The sequence below is a fragment of the Paenibacillus amylolyticus genome, from assembly GCF_050990605.1.
In the GTDB taxonomy this organism is placed as follows: Bacteria; Bacillota; Bacilli; order Paenibacillales; family Paenibacillaceae; genus Paenibacillus; species Paenibacillus amylolyticus_H.
In genome coordinates, this window is sequence record NZ_CP158832.1 from 4,408,778 (window position 1) to 4,420,422 (window position 11,645).

Below are 11,645 nucleotides of genomic sequence, written 5' to 3' on the forward strand. Positions count from 1 at the left end.
ATGAAGCACTGTTAATGATTGTCCAAAATGAACGAAGGAGGTTCCATCCACCATGTCCAGACCGAAATGGATTAACTGGGCTCTTGCAGCTGGTGCGGGTGCACTCGCCCTGACGCTCCTGCTTCCAACATCCAATCGTCCCGAACCTAAGCCAGGTGCCCTGTCTGACTCTGCTCATGAAGAGCACACGAGTAAGCAGCGTCTGAAAGTACAGGATGTCAAAGCCACCGATCTTCTGACCCGTATGGATGCCAAGCAACATCTCAGTATCATGCTGGAGAAAACCGCTACAATGAATGCTGCGCAGGTTAGCCGATATGTGAATGATCTCCAAAGTTCACATGAACATATCAGATCCATTCATCTCATGAATACCAATGGGTCTTTTAACAAGCCCTTTGATCAGTCCTCCACACAAGGAAGCAAATTGGAACAACAGAAGCTTCAACATTCGCTCAACCTTGCCAAAAAAGCGGTAAACAAACGTCAAAGTTTTGAATCTTCTTCTTTTCCTTTAGGAAAAGAAAAATATTTTGTTATGGGGCAACCCTCCAAAGATGGCAAAAGAGCTGTGATTGCCTTGTTCAGCCAGAACGTATTAAATGCTGTTGAACAACATCAGCGCAAAAATCTGCGCATGATCCCTTATCCGCGTGAGGGTAAATTCAAAATTGAGTCTGTTCACCCAGATACGCTTAACGAAATCACAGTGAAAACCGGACACGATAATGCAAATGCAAGTCATTTTTATGAAAATGAAATCGTCATCCGTTTTCGCCAGGATCCCGGTGAACGTGATATGCGCATCATTAAATCTGATCTGAGAGCGCAATCTGCGCGCAAGCTGGGATACACGTATGTTTTCCGGTCAGAACACATGAGTTACAAGCAATTGCATACCTATTTCGAAAGCAAATGGAATCCACTCTATATGGAACCCCACTATATGTATTTAACCAATGATACCGTAACTGAACAAACAGATGTAACGATACCCAATGATATTTTGTTCTCCGATTATCAGTGGAACCTGCCCGCCATTGAGACAAACAGAGGTTGGAATATTACCAAGGGAAACAAAGATGTCATCGTTGCGGTGGTTGATACGGGGGTTGATATGAATCATCCTGACCTGAAGGGCAAGCTCCTTGAGGGTTATAATGTGGTCGAGCCGGGAAGCCAACCAATGGATGATGTGGGACATGGGACACACGTCGCAGGCATTATCGGCGCTATTGTCAACAATAACGAAGGCGTGGCAGGCATGAGCTGGTATAACAAGGTACTACCGGTTAAAGTACTCGACAACTCAGGTTCTGGTACCACGTATGCCGTTGCCGAAGGCATTATCTGGGCAGCCGATCATGGAGCCAAAGTGATCAACATGAGTCTCGGCAATTATGCTGATGCGCAATTTCTTCATGATGCCATTAAATACGCTTTTGACCGGGATATCGTCCTGATTGCAGCCACGGGGAACGATAATACAGAGCGTCCAGGATACCCTGCTGCTTATCCGGAAGTATTTGCCGTATCTGCTACGGACCCGAATATGAGCAAAGCTTCCTATTCCAACTACGGGGATTATGTGGATGTGATGGCCCCGGGGTCCAGCATCGCCAGTACCTATCCAAACAATCAGTATGCGGCCTTGTCTGGAACGTCCATGGCTAGCCCTCATGTAGCGGCACTTGCAGGTTTGATTCGTTCGTTGAACCCGGACTTGACCAACACGGAAGTAATGGATTTGATGCGTCAAAGTGTTATTGACCTCGGTGATCCGGGTCACGATAAGTATTTTGGCTATGGGCAAATCGATGTCTATAAGGCACTGCAAGCCGCATCAGGCAACAGCGCTCCTTTGCAGTTCTGGCCGCAACATGTCAGACAACAAATGGATAATACGATGAAAAAGTATACTCATTAATCGTAATAACTCTACTCCGTAAAAATACAAAAGCAGCTGCGCCCCGGGGCGTACGCTGCTCTTTTGGTTTATATCCAATTCCCCGGGGCACCCGCTGCGCTTAGCGCTTGCGAGAAGATGTGCGGGCTTTACTTGATTTTTTCACGGATTTTTTCTTCGGATTATGGCTGGATACATAGCAAGGGTCTTCTTCTTTGACAACAACAGGATACATGTGGTGATGAATCGGAACACAGTGATGTTTTTTGATCACTTCAATCGGGTGGATTACAGGCACGATTTGTGGGATGTAATAATCCTCAACAACCTGGATCGGGTCACAGACAATCGGGCAGAGCGGTGGACAGTAATGGTTCATTTCAAAACCAACTCCCTTTCTGGTGATACTATAACCTATTGCAACAAATCGAAAGTGGATTGGATGTATGTCCATACTCCGAAAAATTATATGAGCGGTAGCCTGTCCGCCACTGTCCCACCCTGCCCAGGTGTTACTCTGTCAATGACTCTGCACAGTACACGAAGGCCTTCACACAAAAGCCCAACGTTTGTTACCGTGAAGCAGATACGCAGACTTGGTGTATCCATCTCTCCTACATAACAGGCGGAACCTGGAAGGAAAGAAACCCCTGCAGCCAGTGACTGATGATGCAACTCACGCATATCCAAGTTACTCGGAAGTTGAAGCCACAGATTGAGTCCTCCCTCTGGCAAGCGCCATTGCATACCCGTAGGAGCAAGCTGTTCCAGCACTTCGGATGCTGCGCACAAGCGAGAATATAACTCATCCCTCAATCGGGATACATACGCACCGTACTGATTCTGAATAAAAGATTGCAATGCCTTTTGTGTAAGCAGCGGACTGCCCAAATCTGCCGTAGATTTCGCAGCCACAAGCCGGGTCAATACACTTCCGTCTGCGATGGCACAGGCTATACGGCAACCGGGAGAGAGCACCTTGCTGAAGCTTTTGATATATACGACATGACCTGTCCCATCCATCGATTTAATGGACGCCGGGGGAGGGTCCCGAAAATAAAGATCTGCAAACGGATCATCCTCCAGAATGAGGCAGTGGTAGCTTTGCGCGAGATTCAGAAGTTGGGCTCGCCTTCTTGCACTCATCGTGATACCTGTTGGATTGTGATAGGTCGGGATCGTATAGATCAGCTTGGGCGGATAGGTATCACATAATCGGGTCAAGAGATCAATACGCATGCCTTCGTCATCCATCGGGACCGTAATGATCTTTGCACCTCTACTCGTAAATACATCAATGGCTCCGGTATAGCTTGGTGCCTCCATGTATACAACATCCCCAGGTCCGACAAAAGTCCGTGCCACAAGATCAATTCCCTGCTGAGCACCACTTGTAATTAACATGCGTTCAGGTGCAGCCTGTAGTCCCCGCTCGGCAAAATGTTCGGCAAAGATCTGTCTAAGCTCCCGATCTCCTTGAAAAGATCCGTACGCCGCCATGCGCTCTGTATGATCAGAGGAGAGTCGGTAGGCGCTGTCGATAATCTCGCGTGTAGGCAACAGTTCAGGCTGAATTGCTGACATATGAAGTTCATACCGCACTTGAGGTGACGTATCAAAATGTCTCCAGAGCTGGGCTCGCGGTAAATAATCCACCAGTGCCATCTGCCAATTCCATGACGTACTGGATTCACTGTTGACATGGTTTCGCTGCGTTCGGTCCACATCCTCCATCTGATCCACGTTCAATGTCCCTCTCACATAACAACCTTTCCCCTGGGAGCAGGTGATCAGTTGAATCGCTTCAAGTTCAGCATACGCTTTGGATACAGTGACCAGGCTGACACCCAAATCCGCGGTCATTTTACGAACAGAAGGAAGTCGGGTTCCGGGTTCAATGAGTCCTGATCTGATGCGATCGGCAATCGTTAGCGCAATCTGCACGTACAATTTGGTACTGCTTCCCCGCTTTAATTCAATATGCATGGTTGCTCCCCCAACTGTTATGATCTTCATTTTACTGTTATAGTGTAGTCCGTCTATTATAGTTTATAATATCAGTATAACAGTGAATAACAGGAGATGAGAATAACATGAGTATCCCTTGGTCCAAAATGGCACAAAACACCCCGTCCTCTGTCGTTCGCGACATGCTCCAGGCCGCTCAGGCACCTGGAATGATCTCTCTAGCCGGTGGATTACCAGCCCAGACTTCATTCCCGCTGGAAGCCATCCGCGTTGCATATGAAAAAGTATTTATGAGCGGAGCAGCCGCTCTTCAATATGCGGAAACTGAGGGTTACCGTCCTCTTCGCGCCAAAATCGCCGAACGCCTTGAATCCAAGGGCATTCCTGCTTCACCCGATCACATGCTTCTCACTACGGGTTCACAGCAATCCATTGACTTGGTTTGCCGCATCCTTCTCGACCCGGGCGACCGCGTATTGGTTGAATCACCAACCTACCTCGCTGCTCTGCAAGTCATTCATTCCTATCAGGCTGAATCTCACGGCGTAGCCTGTGATGATCACGGCATGTTGCCTGAATCTCTGGAGGAACAGCTCCAGTTGAATCGTCCAAAACTTGTGTATATTAATCCCACGTTCTCCAATCCTACGGGAAAAGTGTGGTCGAGAGAAAGAAGACAACAGGCAGTGGATTTGTGCCGCAAGTACGGTGTGCTCATTTTGGAAGATGACCCCTATGGTGAAATCCGGTTCAATCCGGAGCAATTGGATGTCCCTGCTCTCGCAGAACTGGATGCTGTTTCCTATGACGGCCCTTCCAATGTTATCTACACCAGTACATTCTCCAAAACGGTAGCACCTGGCCTTCGTACGGGCTGGATACTGGCTGCTCCCGATATTGTCAAAATGGCAGCACGAGCCAAACAAGGTGCCGACTTGCATTCCAGCAGCATCGACCAAAGAGCGCTTCATGCACTGCTTGAATCCTTCGATCTGGATGCGCATATCCGCCATATTTCAGAGGATTACGAAAAACGCATGAAAACACTGACTACTCTTATGGCAGCCAAAGCTTGGGAAGGCATCTCGTGGAATTCACCACAAGGTGGCATGTTCTTGTGGCTGCAACTGCCTGAAGGCATGCTGGCAAGCAATCTGTTCACTTATGGTATCCAGGAGAAGGTGTGCATTGTTCCGGGGGATTCCTTCTATGCAGGTACACCGGAGTTGAACCGCATGCGAATTAACTTTACTCATACGGACCCTGAGCTTCTTCCGGAAGCCGTGGAACGAATGGATCGCGCCATCCAACGTTGGCATGCTTCGTTCACTTCCGACAGTGTTGTTACACTGTAATGAACTGTCATAAACGTTGCGCGATATTTTAGCGTATGAGATTGACTAGGACGTGTCTGAAAACACCAGACATGTCCAAACTTGATATGAGAAACAAAAAAGGCGGCAGACCCGATAATATCGGAACTGCCGCCTTTTTTATAGTATAGAACCTGTATCCACAGGAATTATATTTTTTTAGATATGCATGGGTCCTTCTGATCAGTCAGGCCATCGGTGAATGACACGGATTGTCCTCGACTGATAGGTGGACTACTCTGAATGCTGTTGTTGCAGTTAGGAAAGCTTACCGTAAGCCGGGTTCTGTGCTCTTCGTGGTTCATACGGGAACTACCCTCCCACCAGAAGCGACAATCATCTATCTAGGCCATGCATTGCTGCACAGCTCAAGCGACCAACCTAGACACACCTCGGGCTAAGGCTGCCTCCTCCGAAGAGGGGACTGTGTCCCATTAGGTCTTGCTCCAGATGGGGTTTACCAGGAACGAAGTCACCAGCGTTCCTCGGGGTCTCTTACACCTCGGTTCCATCCTTGCCTGTGCCGGAAAATCCGGCCATCGGCGGTCCATTTCTGTGGCACTATCCTTCAACTCGCGCTGACTGGACGTTATCCAGCATCCTGCCCTGTGGAGCCCGGACTTTCCTCTCGTGGCAACAAAGGCCACCAGCGATTGTCTGTCAAACTTTCCGAACAACATTACATAGTATACAGGCATTTGGTTTCCCAGACAAGCTTAATATTACTGGAAATCTCACATCCACTGTCTTTTTAGACAAACTGGAATACCTCTGTATTGACCTCTGAAGCTGTAACTTGCGTATCATATCGTTTCTCTTCCAGACGGGAGCGAAGCCAATCGGCCGTTTTCGGTTTCATAATCTTTTCGGAATTATGCCCTGGGTCAATAATACACATACCAGCCATTAACGCATCATGAGCCGTGTGATAATCAATATCTCCGGTCACAATAACATCTGCACCTTTGAAGCGGGCAGTGAGCGCGTAACGGCTGCCAGAGCCGCCAAGAACCGCTGCTTTTTTGATCTGCTTGTTCAGATCTCCTACAACACGTACATGAGGCACATTGAATCGGGTCTTCACGACCTCCACTAGCTCACCTAATGACTTAGGCTCCCTAAGGGGTCCCAAGCGTCCCAAACCGAGCGTACGGCCCTTTAAATCCATTGCATAGAGGTCATAGGCCACTTCCTCATACGGATGTGCCTTAAGCATCGCCTGAACGACCTTACTTCTCAGACTTTGGGGTACGATGGTCTCAATCCGCATTTCTTCCACACGTTCCATCTGCCCTTGGGTACCGATAAACGGTTGAGTCCCTTCACCAGGTACAAACGTTCCTGTACCTTCCGTGTTAAAACTGCACTTGTTGTATTGACCGATACTCCCCGCTCCGGCTTCCAGAATGGCCTGAAGAACCTGTTCATGATGGGTACGAGGCACAAACACAGCCAGCTTGAACAGATGATCTGTGTGTACATCTTCCAGCGATTCTTTACTCTCGATGCCAAGTGCCTCGGCCATCCAGTCATTCATACCACCTTCGGCCACATCCAGGTTTGTATGACTGATATAGACAGCAATATCATGCTTAATCAGCTTTTCATACAATTTACCCATAGGTGTATCTGTACTCAGTGACTTAACCGGACGGAAAATGATAGCATGATGAGCGATAATCAGATTGGCTCCGATGCGAATCGCTTCGTCCACCACTTCATCCGTCACATCCAAAGCAACTAACACATGACTGATTTCTTTTTGCAAACTGCCGAGCTGCAGACCAATGCGGTCATCCGGTACAGCCAGATGTTTCGGAGCCAGTTGCTCCATCAGTTGAATTACAGTTTGACCTTTGGCAAACATGCCAAAACCTCCTTCAAGTTTGCGATAAGACGCTCTACCTCAATCGCCTTGTCCCGGGAAGAATCCTGATCGGATTTGGAGATGGAGTTTACAACCCCTTGCAGTTTGATGATCTCACTTTCCCATTTGGTAAAGAATACATCCGTTGGACGATCCACCAAATATGGCCCCATCCGCAGCAACAAATCTTCAGTCAATTCTGCCCCGCCTTGAAGCGGACGTGCACGATAGACCTCAACATTTGCAATCGGGCTTACGGATTGTGGCATCGCCGTTATAATCTCATAAATCTTGCCATCTTCTTCGAGCAACTGTTCTGCTACAACAACCCAGTGATGCTCCAGCAACCAGCGTCTTAGGATATCCTCTCCCACATTTGGTTGCAAAATAAGTAACTGGACTCCTTCCAGTTTGGATAAACCTCGGTCCAAGATAGAGGCAATCAGGGCGCCACCCATGCCTGCAATGGTGATGACATCCACTTCTCCTGCAGAGATTACATCCAATCCGTCTCCACGGCGTACCGTTATTTTTTCTTTCAGACCAGCATCGCTGACTTGTTTGCATGCAGCATCATAAGGGCCAGGATTGACTTCCCCGGCTACTGCACTTGCAGCTTTCCCACTGCGGATTGCGGCTACTGGCAGCAAAGCGTGGTCTGAACCGATATCAGCCATGCGGCTGCCATCGGGAATTTGATCATGTATTCGCTGTAATCGATTCGAAAGTTTCATGAAGCACCTACACCATTCATTTAATTTATTGATTTGCATTGAACAAGGAAAAGCGATAAAATAAAATCCAATAAAACATTTCAAGGATGAATTTCCAAAACCAAGAAATCAAGACGTTTAAATTAAAAATAAAGGAGACCCCGCCGCCGCTAAAGCGTCTTGCGGAAAGTCTCCATAGTTCGATTATTCGAGGAAATCCTTGAGTCGTTTACTACGACTCGGGTGACGCAATTTACGAAGAGCTTTGGCTTCGATCTGACGAATACGCTCACGCGTAACACCAAATACCTTGCCGACTTCCTCCAGCGTTCTCGTCCGTCCATCGTCCAGACCAAAACGTAAACGAAGCACGTTCTCTTCACGTTCAGTTAGTGTATCCAATACATCTTCTAGCTGTTCTTTCAGCAACTCATACGCAGCCGCATCAGCCGGAGCGAGTGCTTCCTGATCCTCAATGAAGTCACCCAGATGGGAATCATCTTCCTCACCAATCGGTGTTTCCAGAGAAACCGGTTCCTGTGCAATCTTCGTGATTTCACGAACTTTCTCTACACTCAGATCCATCTCCGCAGCGATTTCTTCCGGTGTTGGTTCACGCCCAAGTTCCTGCAACAGCTGACGGGATACCCGGATCAGCTTATTAATCGTCTCCACCATATGCACAGGGATACGAATTGTACGCGCCTGGTCAGCAATAGCACGAGTGATCGCTTGGCGAATCCACCAAGTAGCATACGTACTGAACTTGTATCCTTTTTTGTGGTCGAACTTCTCTACCGCTTTGATCAGACCCATATTACCTTCCTGAATCAAATCAAGGAACAACATTCCACGTCCAACGTAACGCTTGGCGATACTGACTACGAGTCGAAGGTTCGCTTCAGCCAGACGACGCTTGGCTTCTTCATCCCCGTTCTCAATCCGTTTGGCCAGTTGTACTTCATCATCTGCCGACAACAGTGGCACACGACCAATTTCCTTGAGATACATACGGACAGGGTCATTGATTTTGATACCTGGCGGCAAGCTCAGATCATCATCAAAGTGGAATTCGTCCTCTCCCTCTCTGGTGTTGTTCTCGGAATCTTCACTAGGACGAAGTGTAACCTCTTCATCATTTTCATTCACTACATCGATACCCAGATCGCTCAGTTGCTCATAGAATTCATCCATTTGCTCTGCATCCTGCTCAAAAGGAGAGAGTTTCTCTATAATTTCCTTGTAATTCAGCGAAGCTCTTTTCTTACCTGATTCAATCAATTGATCTTTAACCTGATCCAGTGTCAATTCTGTTTCTAGTTCAGTATGCTGATCATTCGCCATAACTCGACTCCCTCCTCCCTAGAAACATCTAATCATCAGACGTTCACTGTCTCTCTAGGGCAATCATTTCAATTGCAATCTGTGCCGCGCGTACAGAATCACCTGCCCGCTCTGCAGCAATCATTTCTTCTTTTTTCAAATCGTACTCTTTCTTGCGCGGATACTTCAGCACTTCCCTGATGCAATCATCGAGCATTTGAACACTCCATTCACCTGGACCATCCATCATCGAGATTGAACTGACCGTTTTTTCCAAGCGATCGTCATGCAGTGAAGACATAAAACGGCTTGTATCCGACGGTTTGCCTTGCGCATAGTAGGCATATAGATAAGCAGCAATAGCTGCATGATCATCCAAGTTAAAAGCTTCACCAAGATGCTCATTCACGTACTGGGCAGCCTCATCATCCTGCAACATCCAGGCAATCAGTTTGCGTTCGGCAGCGTGATAAGCCGGCAACAGATTAGGTGTAGGCACCTGCCTATTTTGTTGCCTACCATTATTCCACCTTTTCGGGTTATTATCCCCATACTGGAGGTTATTTTTCATTGCCTCCCGTTCTTCATTACACTCCTGCTTCAATGTTTCAAACGATACGTCCACTTCTGCAGCCAGTTCACGAAGATACACTTCCCTCTCTGTTGGAGAAGGTATGGGGGCAATCAATTTTACTGCTTCTTTTGAATAGGCGATTTGTCCGCCACCCTCTAGCAGTATATGGCTTTTTTTTAAGTTTATAAGTTTAAATTTTGTAGTTGTCACGGCACCATCCACAATCTGGTTTCGGAACCGTTCACCACCATGCTTCCGGATAAAATCATCCGGGTCAAGTCCCTCGGGAATGAGAGCCACTTTGACCTGCAATCCAGCTTCCTCAAGAATAGGAAAGTTTTTGAGTGCAGCAGCCTGTCCTGCTTTGTCGCCGTCATAACATATGATGACTTCGTCGCACATCCCTTTGAGCATCAGTGCCTGATTCTCGGTTAGCGCAGTACCCATTGCCGCTACACCATTCTGAATATCCTGATCCCATGCGGAGAGGACATCACCATATCCCTCGAACAAAATGGCTTGTCTTTGTTTGCGAATTGCATTTTTGGCCTGATGCAGATTGTAGAGAACACGGCTTTTGTTAAATAACCGGGTTTCCGGTGAATTTAGATACTTCGGTTGCCCATCTCCCAATATGCGTCCTGCAAATGCAATTGGCTTACCGCTCCTGCCATTAATCGGGAACATAATCCGGTCTCGGAATCGATCCACATATCCTTGACCTTCATTTCGCGGTGACAGAAGTCCACCCTTTTCCATTTCTTCGAGCGAATAGTTACGTTTTTCAAGAAATTGTACCAGCGTGTCCCAACGATTTGGCGCGAAACCAATCTGGAACTGGTCGATCAACTTGTCGCCAAAACCTCTTGAGCGTAAATACTCCATGGCTAACTTGCCGTGCTCTGTATTTTTCAACAAAAAATGATACAGCTTCGCGGTAAGCTCATAAGCCTCCAACAGACGTTCAGTCTCTGGATTCACATGAGCAGATTCACGCCCTTGCCAGTCCCCCATAGAGATGTGACTTTCTTCCGCCATCGTCTTGACAGCCTCGGGAAAGGATAACCCTTCGATTTCCATCCTGAATTTGATGGCATTTCCACCCGTGCCGCAACCGTAGCAGTAGAAAATTTGTTTCTCAGGTGTAACGGTGAACGAAGGCGTCTTCTCGGAATGAAAAGGACAGAGGCCTTTCATATACTTCCCCTGCTTGGTCAGATGCACAAATCGGCTCACCGTATCGACAATATCATTCTGCTGTAACACCGATTCAATAATACTTTCGGGTATACCGCCTTGTCCGGTACTCATCTCTGGCCACCTTCATCTCTTCAACACGTAAATATAATTCGATAAACTTACACATTCTCCTGCAAATCTTTTAAAAGTTTTGTCAGTTTATGTTGAAACATTTCTCGATCCTGCTCTGTGAAAGGCTTTGGGCCTTTCCCGTAATGGCCTCTTTTTCGTGCTTTGGCCGCAGTATGACGAGAGTCCAACATGAAATCAATGTCACGATCGTTGAACTCACGACCACGAAAGGATAAAACATAACAACGTTTGCCGAGCGCAAGTGCCGCAAGTCCATAGTCCTGAGTGATAACCACATCGTATGGCTTAATATGATTAGCAATATAGAGGTCTGCGCTCTGATCGCTGCGATCCACTTGCACGGTACGCACCCCTTCTCCTCCTTGAAGCAAATGATCAAATGAAGAGACTAACAGTACAGGGATGTTGAAAAGGCGAGCGGTTTGCGCAATCTCGGTTTTGACCGGGCAAGCATCACCATCCACAACAATATGACGTATATTTAACTCACTCAAACCCAGACCACCCGGTTTCATAAAATAGCTGCATATTGTAATATACGACCCCGGCCAGGCAAAATCCTTCTGCCGGAACGAGGGAAATCAAAGGC

Annotated in this window: 9 protein-coding genes and 1 other RNA gene; 2 read left to right on the forward strand and 8 right to left on the reverse strand. The window is 47.4% G+C overall.

Annotated elements, in window-relative coordinates; genetic code table 11:
- Window positions 1-52 precede the first annotated feature (52 nt).
- A complete protein-coding gene (locus ABTV53_RS19670) occupies window positions 53-1,927 on the forward strand; it encodes a S8 family peptidase (RefSeq protein ID WP_433745515.1) in 1,875 nt (624 codons plus the stop codon).
- Between the two features lie 100 nt (window positions 1,928-2,027).
- Here the strand turns inward: ABTV53_RS19670 and ABTV53_RS19675 are convergent, their stop codons facing one another.
- Both ABTV53_RS19675 and ABTV53_RS19680 read right to left on the reverse strand, forming a co-directional pair.
- Complete coding sequence (locus ABTV53_RS19675) at window positions 2,028-2,285, reverse strand: hypothetical protein (protein WP_076211601.1); 258 nt, start codon at window positions 2,283-2,285, stop codon at window positions 2,028-2,030.
- Between the two features lie 86 nt (window positions 2,286-2,371).
- Entirely contained in the window at window positions 2,372-3,892 is a 1,521-nt protein-coding gene (locus ABTV53_RS19680; protein WP_433745518.1) for a PLP-dependent aminotransferase family protein, read from the reverse strand.
- Window positions 3,893-3,999: 107 nt separating this feature from the next.
- Between ABTV53_RS19680 and ABTV53_RS19685 the strand changes: the two genes are divergently transcribed.
- Complete coding sequence (locus ABTV53_RS19685) at window positions 4,000-5,229, forward strand: PLP-dependent aminotransferase family protein (RefSeq protein WP_433745521.1); 1,230 nt, start codon at window positions 4,000-4,002, stop codon at window positions 5,227-5,229.
- A gap of 277 nt (window positions 5,230-5,506) precedes the next feature.
- Here the strand turns inward: ABTV53_RS19685 and rnpB are convergent.
- From rnpB to ABTV53_RS19715, 6 genes are all read right to left on the reverse strand, one after another.
- Window positions 5,507-5,916: RNase P RNA component class A (rnpB, locus tag ABTV53_RS19690), an RNA gene on the reverse strand.
- Window positions 5,917-5,998: 82 nt separating this feature from the next.
- Window positions 5,999-7,114 carry a Nif3-like dinuclear metal center hexameric protein gene (locus ABTV53_RS19695; RefSeq protein WP_433745523.1) on the reverse strand — a complete coding sequence of 372 codons (1,116 nt, stop codon included), beginning with the start codon at window positions 7,112-7,114 and terminating at the stop codon, window positions 5,999-6,001.
- Window positions 7,090-7,848: a tRNA (adenine(22)-N(1))-methyltransferase gene (locus ABTV53_RS19700; RefSeq protein WP_433745525.1), complete on the reverse strand. Its 759-nt coding sequence runs from the start codon at window positions 7,846-7,848 to the stop codon at window positions 7,090-7,092. Before ABTV53_RS19700 ends, ABTV53_RS19695 begins: the two co-directional genes overlap by 25 nt.
- Before the next feature lie 183 nt (window positions 7,849-8,031).
- Entirely contained in the window at window positions 8,032-9,171 is a 1,140-nt protein-coding gene (gene rpoD, locus ABTV53_RS19705) for an RNA polymerase sigma factor RpoD (RefSeq protein WP_062835490.1), read from the reverse strand.
- Between the two features lie 43 nt (window positions 9,172-9,214).
- On the reverse strand, window positions 9,215-11,035 hold the full coding sequence (dnaG, locus tag ABTV53_RS19710) for a DNA primase (protein WP_433745528.1): 1,821 nt from the start codon (window positions 11,033-11,035) through the stop codon (window positions 9,215-9,217).
- A 47-nt stretch (window positions 11,036-11,082) separates the two neighbouring features.
- Window positions 11,083-11,550, reverse strand: coding sequence for a YaiI/YqxD family protein (locus ABTV53_RS19715; RefSeq protein ID WP_017687254.1), 468 nt, complete (start codon window positions 11,548-11,550; stop codon window positions 11,083-11,085).
- Between the last annotated feature and the right edge of the window lie 95 nt (window positions 11,551-11,645).

Excerpts from the sequence above, each read along its gene's own strand:
- ABTV53_RS19670 (WP_433745515.1), top strand. The coding sequence starts at position 53 with ATGTCCAGACCGAAATGGATTAACTGGGCTCTTGCAGCTGGTGCGGGT.
- ABTV53_RS19675 (WP_076211601.1), bottom strand. The coding sequence starts at position 2,285 with ATGAACCATTACTGTCCACCGCTCTGCCCGATTGTCTGTGACCCGATC.
- ABTV53_RS19680 (WP_433745518.1), bottom strand. The coding sequence starts at position 3,892 with ATGCATATTGAATTAAAGCGGGGAAGCAGTACCAAATTGTACGTGCAG.
- ABTV53_RS19685 (WP_433745521.1), top strand. The coding sequence starts at position 4,000 with ATGAGTATCCCTTGGTCCAAAATGGCACAAAACACCCCGTCCTCTGTC.
- ABTV53_RS19695 (WP_433745523.1), bottom strand. The coding sequence starts at position 7,114 with ATGTTTGCCAAAGGTCAAACTGTAATTCAACTGATGGAGCAACTGGCT.
- ABTV53_RS19700 (WP_433745525.1), bottom strand. The coding sequence starts at position 7,848 with ATGAAACTTTCGAATCGATTACAGCGAATACATGATCAAATTCCCGAT.
- rpoD (WP_062835490.1), bottom strand. The coding sequence starts at position 9,171 with ATGGCGAATGATCAGCATACTGAACTAGAAACAGAATTGACACTGGAT.
- dnaG (WP_433745528.1), bottom strand. The coding sequence starts at position 11,035 with ATGAGTACCGGACAAGGCGGTATACCCGAAAGTATTATTGAATCGGTG.